This window comes from Amycolatopsis orientalis DSM 43388, assembly GCF_000411975.1.
GTDB lineage: Bacteria > Actinomycetota > Actinomycetes > Mycobacteriales > Pseudonocardiaceae > Amycolatopsis > Amycolatopsis orientalis_D.
Window position 1 is genome coordinate 78,707 of sequence record NZ_ASXG01000124.1, and the last position, 14,803, is coordinate 93,509.

The 14,803-nt window shown below is 65.0% G+C and carries 19 protein-coding genes and 1 pseudogene; 4 read left to right on the forward strand and 16 right to left on the reverse strand.

The window, feature by feature from the left end; translation table 11 throughout:
- Positions 1 to 47: 47 nt before the first annotated feature.
- Entirely contained in the window at positions 48 to 545 is a 498-nt protein-coding gene (locus L942_RS43115) for a histidine phosphatase family protein (protein WP_158684526.1), read from the reverse strand.
- Between L942_RS43115 and L942_RS44425 the strand changes: the two genes are divergently transcribed.
- Positions 468 to 662 carry an RNaseH domain-containing protein gene (locus L942_RS44425; RefSeq protein WP_235079391.1) on the forward strand — a complete coding sequence of 65 codons (195 nt, stop codon included), beginning with the start codon at positions 468 to 470 and terminating at the stop codon, positions 660 to 662. The two genes, L942_RS43115 and L942_RS44425, sit on opposite strands and share 78 nt — an antisense overlap.
- 70 nt (positions 663 to 732) lie before the next feature.
- On the opposite strand, the gene L942_RS45915 is transcribed toward L942_RS44425, so the two are convergent.
- Positions 733 to 864, reverse strand: coding sequence for a hypothetical protein (locus L942_RS45915; RefSeq protein ID WP_268745740.1), 132 nt, complete (start codon positions 862 to 864; stop codon positions 733 to 735).
- Positions 865 to 905: 41 nt separating this feature from the next.
- A complete protein-coding gene (gene tnpC, locus L942_RS24420; protein ID WP_081655207.1) occupies positions 906 to 2,381 on the reverse strand; it encodes an IS66 family transposase in 1,476 nt (491 codons plus the stop codon).
- A gap of 89 nt (positions 2,382 to 2,470) precedes the next feature.
- Between tnpC and L942_RS24425 the strand changes: the two are divergent.
- A pseudogene (locus tag L942_RS24425) lies at positions 2,471 to 2,950 on the forward strand (GNAT family N-acetyltransferase); the annotation flags it as partial.
- 37 nt (positions 2,951 to 2,987) lie between these two features.
- Here L942_RS24425 and L942_RS43125 read toward each other — a convergent pair.
- Positions 2,988 to 3,551, reverse strand: a complete 564-nt coding sequence (locus L942_RS43125) for a 2OG-Fe(II) oxygenase (RefSeq protein ID WP_158684527.1) — start codon at positions 3,549 to 3,551, stop codon at positions 2,988 to 2,990.
- Positions 3,552 to 3,615: 64 nt separating this feature from the next.
- Here L942_RS43125 and L942_RS24430 point away from each other — a divergent pair, with 64 nt between their 5' ends.
- Positions 3,616 to 4,389 carry a hypothetical protein gene (locus L942_RS24430; RefSeq protein ID WP_158684528.1) on the forward strand — a complete coding sequence of 258 codons (774 nt, stop codon included), beginning with the start codon at positions 3,616 to 3,618 and terminating at the stop codon, positions 4,387 to 4,389.
- A gap of 34 nt (positions 4,390 to 4,423) precedes the next feature.
- On the opposite strand, the gene L942_RS24435 is transcribed toward L942_RS24430, so the two are convergent.
- From L942_RS24435 to L942_RS24475, 8 genes are all read right to left on the reverse strand, one after another.
- A complete protein-coding gene (locus L942_RS24435; protein ID WP_037364646.1) occupies positions 4,424 to 5,104 on the reverse strand; it encodes a hypothetical protein in 681 nt (226 codons plus the stop codon).
- Positions 5,097 to 6,530, reverse strand: a complete 1,434-nt coding sequence (locus tag L942_RS24440; RefSeq protein WP_081655209.1) for a methyltransferase — start codon at positions 6,528 to 6,530, stop codon at positions 5,097 to 5,099. Before L942_RS24440 ends, L942_RS24435 begins: the two co-directional genes overlap by 8 nt.
- Positions 6,527 to 7,231: a hypothetical protein gene (locus tag L942_RS24450; protein WP_051166202.1), complete on the reverse strand. Its 705-nt coding sequence runs from the start codon at positions 7,229 to 7,231 to the stop codon at positions 6,527 to 6,529. Before L942_RS24450 ends, L942_RS24440 begins: the two co-directional genes overlap by 4 nt.
- Position 7,232: 1 nt before the next feature.
- Positions 7,233 to 8,483: a YcaO-like family protein gene (locus tag L942_RS24455; RefSeq protein ID WP_081655210.1), complete on the reverse strand. Its 1,251-nt coding sequence runs from the start codon at positions 8,481 to 8,483 to the stop codon at positions 7,233 to 7,235.
- A complete protein-coding gene (locus L942_RS42125) occupies positions 8,480 to 9,112 on the reverse strand; it encodes a TfuA-like protein (protein WP_158684529.1) in 633 nt (210 codons plus the stop codon). Before L942_RS42125 ends, L942_RS24455 begins: the two co-directional genes overlap by 4 nt.
- Positions 9,113 to 9,136: 24 nt before the next feature.
- Positions 9,137 to 9,817 (reverse strand): phytanoyl-CoA dioxygenase family protein, encoded by a 681-nt coding sequence (locus L942_RS24465; protein ID WP_051166204.1) that lies wholly within the window; start codon positions 9,815 to 9,817, stop codon positions 9,137 to 9,139.
- Positions 9,818 to 9,854: 37 nt separating this feature from the next.
- On the reverse strand, positions 9,855 to 10,586 hold the full coding sequence (locus tag L942_RS24470; protein ID WP_037364655.1) for an SAM-dependent methyltransferase: 732 nt from the start codon (positions 10,584 to 10,586) through the stop codon (positions 9,855 to 9,857).
- An 82-nt stretch (positions 10,587 to 10,668) separates the two neighbouring features.
- Positions 10,669 to 10,950: an Os1348 family NHLP clan protein gene (locus L942_RS24475; protein WP_051166206.1), complete on the reverse strand. Its 282-nt coding sequence runs from the start codon at positions 10,948 to 10,950 to the stop codon at positions 10,669 to 10,671.
- Positions 10,951 to 11,314: 364 nt separating this feature from the next.
- Here L942_RS24475 and aspS point away from each other — a divergent pair, with 364 nt between their 5' ends.
- Complete coding sequence (gene aspS, locus L942_RS24480; protein WP_235079373.1) at positions 11,315 to 13,093, forward strand: aspartate--tRNA ligase; 1,779 nt, start codon at positions 11,315 to 11,317, stop codon at positions 13,091 to 13,093.
- Between the two features lie 313 nt (positions 13,094 to 13,406).
- Here aspS and L942_RS24485 read toward each other — a convergent pair whose 3' ends face one another.
- The 4 genes from L942_RS24485 to L942_RS24495 all read right to left on the reverse strand — a co-directional run bounded on the left by L942_RS24485 (position 13,407) and on the right by L942_RS24495 (position 14,788).
- On the reverse strand, positions 13,407 to 13,820 hold the full coding sequence (locus tag L942_RS24485; RefSeq protein ID WP_235079375.1) for a hypothetical protein: 414 nt from the start codon (positions 13,818 to 13,820) through the stop codon (positions 13,407 to 13,409).
- A gap of 51 nt (positions 13,821 to 13,871) precedes the next feature.
- Entirely contained in the window at positions 13,872 to 14,108 is a 237-nt protein-coding gene (locus L942_RS24490) for a hypothetical protein (protein WP_037364658.1), read from the reverse strand.
- A 375-nt stretch (positions 14,109 to 14,483) separates the two neighbouring features.
- Positions 14,484 to 14,612, reverse strand: coding sequence for a hypothetical protein (locus tag L942_RS45920; protein WP_268745741.1), 129 nt, complete (start codon positions 14,610 to 14,612; stop codon positions 14,484 to 14,486).
- Positions 14,609 to 14,788 (reverse strand): hypothetical protein, encoded by a 180-nt coding sequence (locus tag L942_RS24495; RefSeq protein WP_326929356.1) that lies wholly within the window; start codon positions 14,786 to 14,788, stop codon positions 14,609 to 14,611. The genes L942_RS45920 and L942_RS24495 overlap by 4 nt, the downstream gene beginning before the upstream one ends.
- Positions 14,789 to 14,803: the final 15 nt, after the last annotated feature.

Consider the following 14,803-nt stretch of genomic DNA (forward strand, 5'->3'; position numbering starts at 1 on the left):
AGGAAGAGGTGCGCTGCCTGCGGCGACGGTTTCGCTGTGGCCGATGATCAGCACGATGCCGCCGCTATGGCGGGCGAGGATGCCGCGCAGGGCCGAATGATGGTCCGCTGGAGGTAGGCGGTCCAGGTTTCGGCGCCGGGCGGGATGGGTGGTCGGGATGTCGGGCGGGGATGCGGCCGAACGCGGTCACGACGTTGGTCAGGGTTCGCCGTCGGCGTCTCCGCAGTGGGTTCGCGCAGGTCATGCTCGGCGGTGATCGGCAGGCGGAAGCGGTTGGCGATGATGTCGGCGGTTTCCCGGGCTCGCCGTGGCGGGGTGGTGTAGGCGGCGGTGATCGGCGTCTGGGTGTAGTCGGCGTGCAGCTGTTCGGCCAGGTGGTGGCCGTGGTCGGTTAGGCTGATGCGGCCCCGCGGGGCCGCCGCCGATCCCGTGGACGTTGCAGTGGGCACGACATCACCGCCATCGAGATCGCCCCGACCAGCACCGGAACGGAACGTGGCCAGTCGAGCGCCACGCCCGCTCTCACCGCGCGCCTGTGCCAGCAAGCGGCCTCCTGGGGCGACCGCACACAAAACCCCACACCGCTGCACCTCGCCGAACGCCCCGACCTTGATCATCCCCAGCGAGCCGAACAACCCGAGGAAGCCGACACCGCGGAGTAGCGGAACCCTTCGGCGATGACGACGGCGCGACCAGCTGCGGAAAACGATGTGACCTGCCGCCGCACGGCGGTCAGGATGAGGCATGCTCGCCGACCACTTTCCGCTGATCGAACTGCGGCTGACGACGCCGCGGCTCGAACTTCGCTTGCCTTCGCCCGAAGAACTTGGTGCCCTGGCTGATCTGGCAGCCGGTGGTATCCATGACCCGGATGTCATGCCCTTTCTTGTCCCGTGGGTAACTATTCAGGTAGCTGGTGAAGGTGTTGGCGTCCAAGGGTTTCCGGCGACGGCCGCGTAGATGGCTTCGAAGGCGTTGAGGCCGTGTTTGCGTGCGGTGGAGACGTAGCCGCGGATGCGTGCCCACGCTGCGGCGCTGGCCTCGGATCGGAAGGTCCCGGAGATTTTCATCTGAGTCTTGGTCGGCCGCAGATCACGTTCGGCCTGATTATTCGTGAAGGGAACGGTGAGGTCGTGAGCGAAGCGCAGCACGTCGGCCTCCCGGGCTTGCAGGCGCTCGAGGAGGTTTCGGGTCTTCGATTGTTTCCAGCCATCTCGAGGCGGGTGCTGTGCCAGGCCGACCAGGATCGCGTGGCGCCACGACTTCAGGAGCGGGTCGGCGATCTCCGGCGCGATAGCGGATCTGCCCTGGTCGCGGGCGTCGTGGGCGGCGGTGTTGAGCGCGAACAACGCGTCGAGCGCTTGGGTCGGCCAGTGCTGGCCGGGGTGTGTCTCGTCCGCGGCGATGAGTTCGCGGGCGATGTGCGCCCCGCAGAGTGCGTGGTCGCAGTCGGTGTAGGCGTTGTAGGAGGCCCAGCAGTCATGCACCACGATGCCCACGAAATCGGCCAGGACACCCAGTTCGGTGATCGCGGACCTGCCTCGGGACCGGTCGAGGTGGTAGGTGGTCAGCTTCTCGGTCGCCGCGACGTGCAGCCACCAGCGAGCGCCGGTGACCTTCGCGCCGGTCTCATCGACATGCAGGATGTGTGCCGCGGTCAGCAAGGCCCGGATCAGCTTCTCCACCCCGACCAGCGCGGCGGCGGTCTCGCGAAGCACCTGGCACACCCAGCCCACCGACGGTCGGGCACCGGAGAGGTCAGTGACGAGTTCAACGACGCGGGTGACCGGGATGTGCTGGAACACCAGCGCATACACCACCCACGCGCGCAGGTTCGGGCCATAGGACGTGGGCGCGTCAGCGACTCCCGCGGGCGCGGGCGCGGTAGTGATCTTCCCGCAGCCGCACCGCCGCTGATGCAACCTGTGTTCGGTCACCGTGGCGACCGCCGGAGCGACATCGGTGACCTGGCGACGCACGACACCCGCCGACGCGGCACCGTCCAGACCTGTACCGCAGCCCCGGCAACAGCTGGGCACATGGTCGATGACCTTGTTCGGATCATCAACCAGCTTCAGCGAAAACCCCGCCGTACCAGGTTGCTTCCCAGGCTTACGGCCAGTCTTGCGACGCAACGAACGCGGCGGCGGGGTCTGTTCCGGACCGTCGGAGGACGGTGGCTTCGAAGAGTTGCGGGAGTTCTGGGCCAACCGCCGCTTGAGGTCGGCGTTCTCCGCACGCAGCTTCGCGTTCTCCACCTTCAGCCCAGCGTTCTCGACCTTCAGTTCGACATTTTCACGTTCCAGCGCGACAACACGGAACTCCAGCTCCTCAAGGCGCGCAAGCAAACACTCCAGCCGCCCACCCTCGGAACCCGACACCCCAAGATCATCCCAGATCGCCCGACAGCGCTACATGCGACCCAACAAGACCTGAGTAGTTACTCCCGTGGACAGGCCAACCGTCCGCCGAGATCGCCCGGGGCGTTATCCAGCACCACTGGCTACAGCTGGGCAACTGGACCCCGCAGAACTGGTCGCTCAACCTAACCGCTTTCCACGCAGGCGTCGTAGTCGGGCAGCAGACCATCGGTGCGCGCGACCTGGCCATCATTCGTGAAGTGCGCACCGGCTCATGGCTCGGGAAGTCCCAGCAGGGGCAGGGAATCGGCACCGAGATGCGGGCCGCCGCACTCCACTTGGCCTTCACCGAGCTGGGCGCGGAGGAGGCCGTCTCCGGCGCGCTCGAGCACAACCTTGCCTCCCAAAGCATCTCCCGCAAGCTCGGCTACCAGTCCGACGGCATAAAACGTCACACCGTCCGTGGGGTCGGGCGCACTGAGCGTCGGCTCCGCCTTACCCGAGCGGCGTGGGAGCACCACCGCACCATTCCCGTCACAATCGACGGGGTCGCCCGTTGTTTACCCCTATTCGGGGCCGATGCTGCGTGACTGTGGAATTTCGACCCTTCTATCAGTGTGCACCCGGTCACGTGTGATAGAAATTCGTCACCACTGTGATCCTTTTTCCAGTGGTAAGAGGTTCGACCGAGTGAACCTGATCGCCAGCTATTGCAACCAGCTGATCTGCTACGGGATGAACCCGAGTGCACACCTCTCCTGATGAATCGTGTAACGCGAGTGCGCCACCAGTCACATTCTCAACCTCGGCGTAATAGAGCGAAGTTGCGAGGGGGTGCCGCCCTCGCGCTTCGTCCTTGTGTGCCCACTGAGCTGGTGGTTCTTCAGCGTTTCCTTCCATTCGTACAGGAAAAACCTGCGGAATCAGATTTGCCGAATCGGGAAGTAGGGCGGGCATGTATCGGCGCATTTCGTCATAGACGACGCTGGCCATCAGTGTCGAAAGTTGTATCATCTCGGGTCGCTTGTGCATCGCCGAGTTTGCCAACTGCCACATGCGGCCGAACGTGGTACGGCCGAGCCGGTCCGAACGTTCCCACTCCAGGCTGGGCGAACTGAGCAATTGGAGTACGTCAGACCTCCGCCTTTCGCCGAGAAACTCGGCGACTTCGTGAAGGATCACCACGGTCACGCTCCTGTCACTGCGGCTTGGTCGGGCACGGGGAGGAGTCTGCTGTCATCTATCGTCACCAGTCATGGGACCCTTCTACCTGGTTGCCGACCGACTCGGCTGGCATCGCCCAGTTCATCGACGTGACATGAGCTTCGACTGCGTCAGCGCGGCCAGCGGGCTTGAGGTCATGGAGTGGACCGCGGCGTTCGACGTCGCGCAACACGCCAACCTTGTTCAGCAGTGGCTGTCCGGGACCGGAGACGTTCCACTGTCTGACGAGTGGATACCGGCCGAGTGGTTGCTGCGGGTTTGGGATAGTCCCGCGATGGCGGCAGCCGAGGGCGGCGCGGTCGGCTTGCGGACGCGACTGTTCGAGATCGACGCGGAACCTGTTTTGCTGGCACGTTCCATACCAGTCGTCGTTCCCGATCTTGGCCTCGCAGGAGTCGACCGCTTCCGGGTTGCCCGAGAAGTACCTAACTGGTGGCTCCTGGGGCCGTGCGGGCGCGAGGTTCTCGCGCTTCTCAGCCAATTTCAGTCGCTGGACTTGCATGAACAACTCCCTTCGCCCGGTCCGGAGCTGGCTGCTTTGCGGATGCGCGCGGTTGATGTGGTCGATGCGGCACGGCGAGTCGGGGCGTATACCTTCGCGCGCGCCGTCGTTGGCGAGAGAGGTGGTCGGTTCAGTGATCACCACCAGTTGGCACTCGGGGCGGCGATCGGGTTTGCTCTTAAGGACATCTGGCCGGAGGCGCCGCGCCTGTACGAACCGTGGGTACAGCGCTACGGCTTGCCTGACCTGGGCGCCACTGTGCGGCCTCACGACCTCCCGTACCCAGTTACGCGGGAGGAGTGATGCCGGGTTTCGCGACGAGAGTCCGCCGACGTTGTCAACCATCGACGACAAGTCTTCCGTCGCGGTGCGTCACGGCTTGCCCTTGAGCTAACGCCACAATGAGGGCGGCGTGCTCCTCCGCCAGTTCGCTCAGCGTGCCGCCGGATGTGGACTTCAGCGCGGCGACCAAAACTGCGGCCCCAAAGCCGCCGAGACCGAGTCGGGCACGCTGTGACTGCATGGTCGCGGTCTCTACAACACAGTCCAGAATCCGTTGGCGTCGGTCGCCTGCCAGGTTTCGGCGAATCGCTCCAGCAAGACCATCCGCCCCTGTCTGCGCTTCGTCCGCTTCGTCGGCGATCATGACCACCGCTTGTGTTTGGGCATCAGCGAGCACCGTTTGCCACGTCAGCAACGGAACGTTCCACAGCAACTCACTCGCCAGGGTCACCGAACGCAGCGCGGTGAAGACTGTCATCAGGCTGCTCATGCCCGCAAGCCGTCGCATTGCACCGGAGTACTCGCCGCGCAGCAGAGCATGCACAACCGAATGAGTCTGGGTAAGCCGTAAGCGAGTTCGGTCGTCCGCCGTCACGATGCTGCTGTCATCCCAGGAAACCGAGACAGGTCGGCCGCTCGGGTTCCACAAGGCGAGCAGGGCGTCACGGGTGCCGAGGGCGCGCTCCAGGTCGGCGTCCGATTCATCCGCGTGGTGAGCTTCGCTCCTGTCAGCCATCTGCGCCGCCGATGACAAGGCCGAGTTCGTAGAGTCGCCGGCGCATGGTTGCGATGACCTCGGTCGCCGGGTCTGAAGTGGATCGGTCGGTTCCGCTCGTGATCGCCTTGAGCAGCTGTGGTCCGCAGTCCACGGCGAACCGCATCCCACGTGTGGAACGCAGAACCTGCTCGCGAACGGTACGCGTCCCGTCCTTTCCGATCTTGCTGATGGATTCGATCTCGTGGTCGGCGTGAGGTCTGAGGTCTCCGGGAACGTGTCTGCGATGGACGCGATCGAGCGCAGACACGATGTCGCGAAGCTGGCCCCGGTCGAACTCCTGGCCTCGCAGCGTGACACGTTCCGTTCGGAACCAGGGGCGTTGTCCGCGAGAGGGCGTGAAAACGACCACACCGTAGGCAAGCTCGCCGATTTCCTGCTGCTGGTAGAAGTCCATCCATCGTTGGGCGGCTTGCTGAATCTGGTGTGGCTCGCCGCGGTGGGCGTTCCACCGGAGCGCATCGTCTGGCCCCGATCGAATCGCGTACACGAACACCACAGCGTTGCACCCGGCCCGGTCGGCAACGCCCCTGATTTCGCGCGCCGGGTCGCTTGGGTCCGAGACGCTCCAACTCGTGAGGCACACGAGTAGCCCGTCGTGCGTGAGAAGGGCGGGAGCTTCGCTCAGTACGCGCGTGCCGACATGCGTCGATTCGGATGGGCCGTCCCGGTAGACGACTGATGTCTCGGGCGAAACGAGGTACGGCGGGTTGCTCACGATCAGGTTGAAGGGTTGCTCGCGGTCGAGACCGCTCACTACGTCCGCCATGTCGAACCGGGCGGTCGTAATCCCGTTGAGGGCCGCGTTGAACTGTGCGAAGGCGACCGCACGGGGCGAGACATCGACGCCGAGGACCGTGTTCGAGTGGCTGGCGAGTTGCAACGCGTGCACGCCCGAGCCAGTACCGATGTCGAGGCTTCGATCTACGGACTCGCGTGGGATCAGCCGTGCGAGGACCTCGGTGGGGAGGTGCGGGTTCTCGACGGCGTCCGGCTTGACCTCGGCCGAGTCTTCGTTGTGGTGATCCACTGCGAGCAGCAGATCGTGAAACGGTGTCAGTCGCACGAGTGGATGCAGAATGCCACCAGAATGCTCGACTAGGCGGGCGCTGGTCAGCATGTCGACAAGTTCCGTCGACGGTCGCGGCGTGCCGCCTGGACGAATCGGCTGTCCCAGGAGCAGTAAACGAATCAGTTCGCTCTGGGTGTCTTGTTCGCCCAGGGCAAGTCGGGCAAGGCTGAGCGCATGGCCGACCGGGGGCAGCGGGGAGGCTGCTGGCACCGCAAGGCGATCTCGAATTGCGGCTTCATCGTACCTGGCCGCTGCAAGTTCCGCGCGAAGATGTGGCAAGCGCCCGCCGTGGCAAGGCGTTGGATTGGGCGTCATGATCGGTTGCCGTGCTTACTCGGAAGTTGGTCTATGTGCTGGCTTGCAGGCGGTGCGACCAGGTGGAACCAGCCGATCACCTGCCCCTTGCGGACTTCGACGACGGCGTCGTCTCGCGGTGCACGGGCGATGATGTTCAAAGCGGCGATCCCGTACGTGCGGCCATCGAGCTCGCGGCTTCGTCCGGGAACGAGGTACTCCATGCCGGCCATCACATCGAGCTCATTCGACGCGATCGCCGGGTCGTCTACAAGCTGTCGGTTGGGGACGGGGCCTTGATAAAGAAGGTGGCCCTTGGGGAAGTAGATCAGGATCCCTGTGCTGATCTTGACGTACTCGGAACCGGCGATCCAGCTCGCCACGAAGCCGGATTCTGTGCCGTGCCAGGGGTCGCCGCCAACCCGGACGCGGCCGTAAGCACTGCTTTCGGGCTGGAAGTCTCGCCACTTCAGCCCTGGCTCCTCGCGTTGGATGGTGATCCGGCCTGGTGCGCGCACGACCTGGCCGAATCGAGAGAGCACACGCACCGGTCCGCAGTCGGCCGGCCGGACCTCCCGGCCCGAGACGGTGTACGCCCGCTGCAGTTCCGTCCCCCGCAGGCGGTCAGAGTCAGCAGGGCGATGCCCGTAGGACAGCTCCAAAGGCTCAGGTGGATAGGCACCGGCATCCTTCGACTTGATGTTGTCGAACGCCCAGTACATGTCAGGACCCACTCATCGCTGCTCGCAGCCGCGGGCCGAAGCTGGACCACCCGCCTGTGACGTGCCACGTCTCGGAGTCGGGCACGACCACCCGCACTACCGAGATCCCGGGCCAGCCAGGGAACTCCACGTAGGCGACGTCGGAGAGTCCCGCGCCCGCGCAACGGTTCACCAGGTTGTCGAGTCCGGGCTCGACGTTGCGCTCCTGGTAGGCGATTGGCTGAGTGCCTGGCGTCGCCAGCCAGTGGCGTTCGGGAACGTGGTCCAGGCGCTGCTTCTCCGGCTCGTGCCGGTCTTCCCGCGCGCCCTGCAGATCGGTGGCGCGCGTCTGTGCGAGCTCCAGCAGGGCTGCCTCGGCAGCGGCTGTGTTACTCGACCGGACGGCATATCCGGCGCAGCCAAGATGACGGGTGAAGTCGGCTTCCTGAACAGCGGCGACACCGCACGCGGGCAGATCGAAGTCGTTCGGCAGCATCTTGAGGACAAGGTCGAGGCCAGCCTCCTCGTAGCGGCGCACGATCTCCAGCGCGGTGTCGGGGAGGCTGTCGCGTTCGACAGTGATGGCAAGGTCGACGTTGTCCTCATAGCGCCCGAGGGTGGAACTGGCGAGGCCGAAGCGCTCCGCGATCGCGGAGAGGAAGCGGAACCCGAGATGGGAGGCGCGGACTTCGGCGCAGGAAATGACGTCCCGCTCGATGACCTCGGCCAGGCCGTGCGCCAGCGCGTCTTCCAGGCGGAACGCCGCCGCCAGTCCGTTGGAAGTCGACAGCAGGAACGGACTCGCCGCAAGGCCGGTGGGCCTGCGCCCGTTGAAGCACACATCGGCGGGAACCATCACACGTCCACGGTCGCCGGTGAGTTTGGTGGCCTCGACCCACACCTGCGGATCATCGGCTCCTACGCTGTCGCGCCGACGGTAGGTGAACCGGTCAGGACCCCATACCTCGTGCGACCGTCGCAAGACCGTCGGCGTTTCCGTGACCCATCGCGCTTCTGCGGGCCACAGTGCCCCGCTGCGTTCGAGACATTCCATGATCGCGGTTACTCGCGCCTGCGATTGACTGCGCCCCTTGCCGCTGTAGACCCAGATCACATCGGTGGTGGCCGGTTTGGTCGCGCTGGCGGTCGGCACGCCCGGGGTATCCATGCCGGTGGTGTCGGCGAGGCGGCTGATACCGAACTCGTCGAGGCGGGAAATGAGCTGCTGTTCCCAGGCTTCCCACTGCTTTTTGGATGGACGGCTGTCCATCATTGCGCCAGCGCCGATGTTGTGAGGTGCCGCACGAGCGCCGTGGCGTCCTGGCGCTTGACGTCAGTGGCCAGCAGGTGGTCGACAGCCGACGCGTTCAATCCTGCTGATGTCGCCAGGCTGCCGCACAGGTGCCTCGTCCGCTGCTCAAAGTGCACCGTCCGTAGATCGTTGATGAGGAGTTGGGCCTGCGACTGGTTCGCACGCCCGGCTGCGATGAGCTGGTCGAGCCCGAAGCGGATATTGGCCAAGAACAGGCCCGTGGCCTCGTTGGTGCGAGGGTCCAGCGTTGCCACCAGCTCGTCGTCGTAGGTGATGGTGCGGTCAACCACGCGGTCGTATACCCAGCCGAAGCCGCGCATCCCGTGGTTACGTAGCTCTGCCGCGCGCAAGGCACCGAGGCTGGAGCATCCCCACACCTCGTGGCCTCGGGCGATCAGCTCGAACACCTCGGTGGGCGACGGAGGGTGTTGCTGGATCAGATAGCCGTCGACGAGTACGACCTTGATAGTTGGCTCCAGATTCAGCTCATGGAGATCGCCGCGGCGGGCTGGCGGACGCCACATCAGAACGTCCGAGTCCGGTCGAAAGCGCTGCGGCAACGATGGGCCGGCGAACACGACGGCTTGCAACCTCCGAGCACCCTGCGACGTCATTCAGCGTGCCAGGGGGCGGATCTGCTGGCGGTATGGCGAGCGTCGGAAGTTCAGCGCGAACGCCGCGCGCGAACTTCTTCCCGTCATGGGGCCTGAGCGATGCACTGCGTAGGAATGATGTACCACGGCGCCGCCCGCGGGTACCGGCGCCGCCTGGAACTCGAAGGCGGAATCGTCAACCAGTTCCGCGCCGAAGTTTTGTACGTCGGAAATCCGATGCTTGAGCAGCTCGCCCGCCGCGGGTTGCGGGTTGGCGTACTGCAGGACTCCGTCCTCCTCGGTGACATCGGTGAGCGCGATCCAGAACGTAATCGCTAGTTCGTCACCGAAATGGTCCCGGTAGAAAATCTGGTCCTGGTGTGATGGCGTGGCTTCGGAAGTCGTGGCAGGTTTAGCGAAATACTCGGTCAGGAAGGGCACACATCGCGATTCGAGTAGTTCCTCTGCCAGGTTCTGCAACTCTGGCAGGCGGGTCAGGTCGAACAGCAGGTCGCTGTGGCGGTCGAGGTAGTGCATGCTCAGCACTTGTCCGTCCGCGTCGCGCGAGATCACTGTGCCCTCGGGTTGTCCGTCCAACTCGGTGGATAGCCGAGCGGCCTCGTGCCGGAGTGCCTCCAGCATGGCCGGGTGAGCGAACGTCGGGAGCACCTTGTGGCCGGCCGTGCGGAGCTGGGCCCGCATTCCGTCGAGATCCTCCTGTTGGGGTAGGCGGAGGTCGTCAGTCCTTGGCTGGTACATACAGCGTCGGCCTCCTCCACAGCTCCAAGTCGGTCGTCGCGAGCTCACGAATGGGTAGTTCGGTGATCGAGCTGGCTTCGAGGATGTGCGCCGACGACCACACAACCTGGACCCGATGGTCGGCCCCGTATAGAGGGGCGAGCAGGTCGATCAGCGGGCGTAGTGCTCCCTGATCGGGATCACCACTGATGACGGCCCGGTTCAGCGTTGAGGCGAGCTGGAACAGCAACAGCGGGACCTGGGGATTCGGTGTCCAGCCAGCCTTCAGCAGCGTGGTCGTGTCGAAAATCTGCACCCCGTAGCCGTAGTCGATGCGCAGGTCACATAGGAGGGTGTCGAACGAACTCACTGCGGGCAGCACGGATACGCGCAGGTCATGGTGTTCTGCCAGTTCGAGGGTGTACTCGGTCGCACTGACCAGGAACAACGGGTGTCCGTGGACCAGGAACGCGACGGGCGCCGAGTCGAGGGCCGACTCGACCAGGCGATGTGAGATCTCGTGGTAGACGTCGTCGCGGACTGTCTGGCCGTTGTACAGCGGAGCCAGATCTTCGACCTCGGCGCAGTGCTCACGAACCGACTCGATCACGCCTTGATCAGAGTGGAGCACAAAGACACGCCGACACGCGCGCAAAGCTTGCACCGTCTCCACGGTGAAGTGCAACGCCCCCTTGATGCCACTGCCGAGCAAATAGATCGATGTTTTACGCACCTACGGCTGTCCCTTGTTCGATGGTCCCGACACAAACGACCGGGCAGCGTGGATGCCCACGCTCCCCGGTCGCCAGGCCGAGTCAGACGGCCGGTTCGACGTCCTCGCCCGTCCAAAACTTGTTGCCGTTGTCCATCAGGAACGCCCGGAACCGCCGCACGTCGACGCCCCACTCCTCGAGCGCCACGCGACGCATCGTGCTCAGCGCCGTCCTTTCGTCGTCGGTCAGGTCAGAGTCCTTGAGCGCGGCCTCCGGATCGGCGAGCAGCAACTCGCGGAACTCGATGTCCTCGGCTGCCCGGGACAGGACCGCTTCGACGCGCTGCTTGGCGTCCTCGTCGAGCTGCGGTACGGACGAAGTCACGAGATACCTCCTGGGCGTAATCAGGGCACTGTCTGCAACTATCCAACCTATCGAGGGACGCGCAAGGCGCTATAGGTGCAGACGGGTGACCGAGGCGTATACCCAGAGTGTCCATTGCTGGGAGCAGGGGGTTAGCTTCTCGGCGAACATGTGATCCAGGACACTGGCAGTGTGGGGTTGAGTGCGTCACGGTGCCCAGTGGTTCCGTCGACGTCGGTCGCCCCGTCGCCATGACCGGGACCAGCGGCGCGTGTGCCACGCGATGGCCAAGGAGTCGATCCAGACGGTCGCGGTACGCTGCTAGAGCCCCTGGTCAGGAGGGCGGCCATCGTCGATGGCGACCATAAACCGACAACCTGGATGGATGATGCATCGATACCGGTCTCACACATGCGGCGAGCTGCGTGCCACGGACGTCGACAGTGATGTGCGGCTGTCGGGGTGGCTGCACAACCGGCGAGATCTTGGTGGTGTCATCTTCGTCGACCTACGCGACAACTCCGGCGTCGTGCAGCTTGTCGTTCGCTCGGACTCGCCGGCATACGAGCCGCTGAGCAACCTGCCGAAGGAGACCGTTCTTCGGGCCGATGGGCGTGTCCTGCGTCGCCTGGCCGAGAACGTCAATCCGGAGCTGCCGACGGGTGACATCGAGGTCCAGGTCAGCGAGATCGAGGTGCTCGGCACCTGCGATCCGTTGCCGTTCAGCGTCTTCCCCGAAGAGAAGGTGAACGAGGAGACCCGGCTCACCTATCGCTTCCTGGACCTTCGTCGCCAGCGGATGCATCGCAACATTTTGCTGCGTTCAGCTGTCATTGCCAGCATTCGGCAGAAGATGACCGCGCGGGGGTTCCTTGATCTACAGACCCCTATCCTGTCGGCGACGAGCCCCGAGGGTGCCCGCGATTTCCTTGTGCCGTCCCGTACTCACGCGGGCAAGTTCTATGCGTTGCCACAGGCTCCCCAGCAGTTCAAGCAGCTGCTGATGGTCTCGGGCTTCGATCGTTACTTCCAGATCGCGCCGTGTTTCCGTGACGAGGACAGCCGCGCCGATCGCTCGCCCGGCGAGTTCTACCAGCTTGACGTCGAGATGAGCTTCGCCGAACAGGAAGACGTCTTCCAGGTCATCGAGCAGGTCTTCGTGGAACTCTTCACCGAGTTCGCACCCGATCGGGAGACCACCTCACCGTTCCCGCGTATCGCGTACCGGGACTCACTGGCCCGCTATGGCACCGACAAACCTGACCTTCGCGCCAAGCTCGAACTCGTCGACGTCACACATCTGTTCCACGACAGCGAGTTCCGCGCCTTCGCGGGCAAACACGTCCGGGCGCTGCCTGTACCCGGCTGCGGCAGCAAGCCGCGGTCGTTCTTCGACCAAATGGGCGCCTTCGCTGTCGAGCGCGGCGCTCAAGGCCTGGCCTGGGTGCGGATTGACGACAGTGGACAGCTCACAGGTCCGATCGCCAAGTTCCTCACCGAGAACGTCGCCCAGCAACTCATTGCCGAAGTCAAGGGCGAACCCGGGACCGCTGTGTTCTTCGGTGCCGGAGACGAAACCGATGTCGCCAAGGTCATGAGCGAGGTCCGCGTCGAAGCGGCCAAACGCGCCGACCTCTTCGAGGACAGCGCGTTCCGGTTCTGCTGGATCGTCGATTTTCCGATGTACGAGAAGAATGACGACGGCGCGATTGAGTTCAGCCATAACCCGTTCTCGATGCCGCAAGGCGGCCTCGAAGCCCTGAAGACCCAGGACCCTTTGGACATCCTCGCGTGGCAGTACGACATCGTCTGCAACGGCACTGAGCTCTCTTCGGGTGCGGTCCGTAACCACAGCCCCGAGGTCATGTACGAGGCATTCCGAATTGCGGGCTACCCCAAGGAACGGGTCGACCAGGAGTTCGGCGGCATGGTGCGCGCCTTTCACTACGGAGCTCCGCCTCACGCCGGCGTTGCTCCCGGTGTCGACCGCATCGTCATGTTGCTCGCGGACGAACCCAATATCCGTGAAACGATCGCGTTCCCGCTTAACCAAAACGCTCAGGACCTGCTCATGGGTGCACCCACCGAGGTTGATGAGAATCGACTCAAGGAACTCCACCTGAGCGTGCGAAAGCCGCCGTCCAAGGGCGGCCAGACTCGCTGAGCTGGTGTGGCCAAAGCTGCCTGATCGACCCGATTGACCTTGTGACGGGAAGCGTGGGCAGCAGCCCGACTTCCAGTCACTATTGGGGCGGCGTTGGCGGCAAAGTTGGACCGGCGGCGCGCTCACAGTCCCGACATGGTGAGTACGGCAGGGCGCTGCCGGTCCAGGTTATCGCGGGCACGCCGCACGCCGCCCACAGCACGATCATGCCGCCGAAGTCGGTGGTAGCGCAGGGTGTCAGGGATGACGTGGTAGAGCGGCCGGAACAGCCCCGGCAGCCACAGCACGCCATCCGCTGACACCTTGCGCTCGTTCAGGCCGCCTCGTCATCGTCGGCGGGCGTGGCCGCGTCCGGGTTGAGCCACACCAGGCGAGCCCGGACGTGGCTGCCGAACTTGAACATCCGCAGCGCGTTCTCCGGGGCTTGCAGGCTCATCCGCAGCCCGCGTGTCACCGAGACGACCTCGGCGTGATCGGCGAAGGCCATGCCCCAGGCGGCGATCCTGCCGTCGACGCGCTCGCCGTATTCCTGCACCACGGCGAAGATCCTGGGTGCCTCGTCGGCGACCAATTCCTCCAGGATCTCCGCGAACTCCGGCTCGTCGCACAGCGGTGTCAAGCTGGAGGGATCGGGCACTACCGCATCCAGCGGGTCACCGTGTTGTTCCCGCTGGTCACGGTCGTCAGGTTCGCGCGGCCAATCGGGGCGCGTCAGTGCTGTAGTCATGCGTTGCCTCCATCCGTAACGGCTTCTTCCGGGTCCAGGGCCAGCCATCGGTTAGCCGCCCATCTGCCATCGCTGGTCGTCGGGGATTTGCGCGCCGTAGAGCACCAGGCAGGCGGCGCAGAGGACGCGCGGCGCGGCACGCTCGACGTGGCGAACGGGGATCGAGTGATCGCATAATGCCTGGTAGAAGGCTCGCGTCTGGTCGCTGACCTGCGCGGTGGGGAAGGCGTGCCAGGTGGCGTCGTAGGCCGACATCAGCCATTCGACGCCGGGCACGGGCGGGGTCATCGGGGACCGTCCGGATTGTTCGACGGACTGGGCGGCGCGTGACGGCGGGGCAGGTCGTTTGCGGGTGGGTCGGCGCTGCTCAGCAGCCAGTCCAGGGCGTTGACGGCATGCCCGGATCGGCGCTCGACTACGCGGCCGTGCTCGGCAGGTCGTTGGTAGTCGAAGGCGGCCTCGGCGCGGACGGCGTGAGCGAGTCCGTTGGGGCGAAGTGCGAGGCATTCCACGTATCCGGCGCGCACCCGCCACAGGCGGGGGNNCCCCGCCACAGGCGGGTGCCGATCAGTTCGCCGTCGTCGGCCACGTCGGGCAGCGGCTGGAATCCTGCGTCGCGCAGGCGTCGACCCAAGTCCTGGGCAATACGTGCGGGCATCGCGTTCACGGTTGGCGCTCCCGGCGGGCGGCGATCTGACCGTCGACGTGCGCGTGGTAAAGCGCGGCGACCAGCCGGATGATGAACACCGTGGCTGCGGCGACCACCAGGAGGGCTTGTGCGGCGGAGCTCATGCGCTGGCCTGCACGGTCGGAATCGCGTCCTGGCGCTGGTCTCGTGTCTCGGGATGGTCCAGCGCGAGCACCGCGTCACGCAGCGCGCCCCGTAGGCGACCGGCCTGCAACGGGTCCAGGACTGCGACCTCGCCAGGTGGGAAGACCAGCGCCACCCGCTGGTCGTCGGTAGGCATGACGAGGATTTCCCG

What these genes read in the sequence shown, in the direction of transcription:
- L942_RS45915 (WP_268745740.1), bottom strand. Translation starts at nt 864, where the DNA reads ATGGATACCACCGGCTGCCAGATCAGCCAGGGCACCAAGTTCTTCGGG.
- L942_RS24430 (WP_158684528.1), top strand. Translation starts at nt 3,616, where the DNA reads ATGGGACCCTTCTACCTGGTTGCCGACCGACTCGGCTGGCATCGCCCA.
- L942_RS24435 (WP_037364646.1), bottom strand. Translation starts at nt 5,104, where the DNA reads ATGGCTGACAGGAGCGAAGCTCACCACGCGGATGAATCGGACGCCGAC.
- L942_RS24440 (WP_081655209.1), bottom strand. Translation starts at nt 6,530, where the DNA reads ATGACGCCCAATCCAACGCCTTGCCACGGCGGGCGCTTGCCACATCTT.
- L942_RS24450 (WP_051166202.1), bottom strand. Translation starts at nt 7,231, where the DNA reads ATGTACTGGGCGTTCGACAACATCAAGTCGAAGGATGCCGGTGCCTAT.
- L942_RS24455 (WP_081655210.1), bottom strand. Translation starts at nt 8,483, where the DNA reads ATGATGGACAGCCGTCCATCCAAAAAGCAGTGGGAAGCCTGGGAACAG.
- L942_RS24465 (WP_051166204.1), bottom strand. Translation starts at nt 9,817, where the DNA reads ATGCGGGCCCAGCTCCGCACGGCCGGCCACAAGGTGCTCCCGACGTTC.
- aspS (WP_235079373.1), top strand. Translation starts at nt 11,315, where the DNA reads ATGATGCATCGATACCGGTCTCACACATGCGGCGAGCTGCGTGCCACG.
- L942_RS24485 (WP_235079375.1), bottom strand. Translation starts at nt 13,820, where the DNA reads ATGACTACAGCACTGACGCGCCCCGATTGGCCGCGCGAACCTGACGAC.
- L942_RS24490 (WP_037364658.1), bottom strand. Translation starts at nt 14,108, where the DNA reads ATGACCCCGCCCGTGCCCGGCGTCGAATGGCTGATGTCGGCCTACGAC.
- L942_RS45920 (WP_268745741.1), bottom strand. Translation starts at nt 14,612, where the DNA reads ATGAGCTCCGCCGCACAAGCCCTCCTGGTGGTCGCCGCAGCCACGGTG.
- L942_RS24495 (WP_326929356.1), bottom strand. Translation starts at nt 14,788, where the DNA reads ATGCCTACCGACGACCAGCGGGTGGCGCTGGTCTTCCCACCTGGCGAG.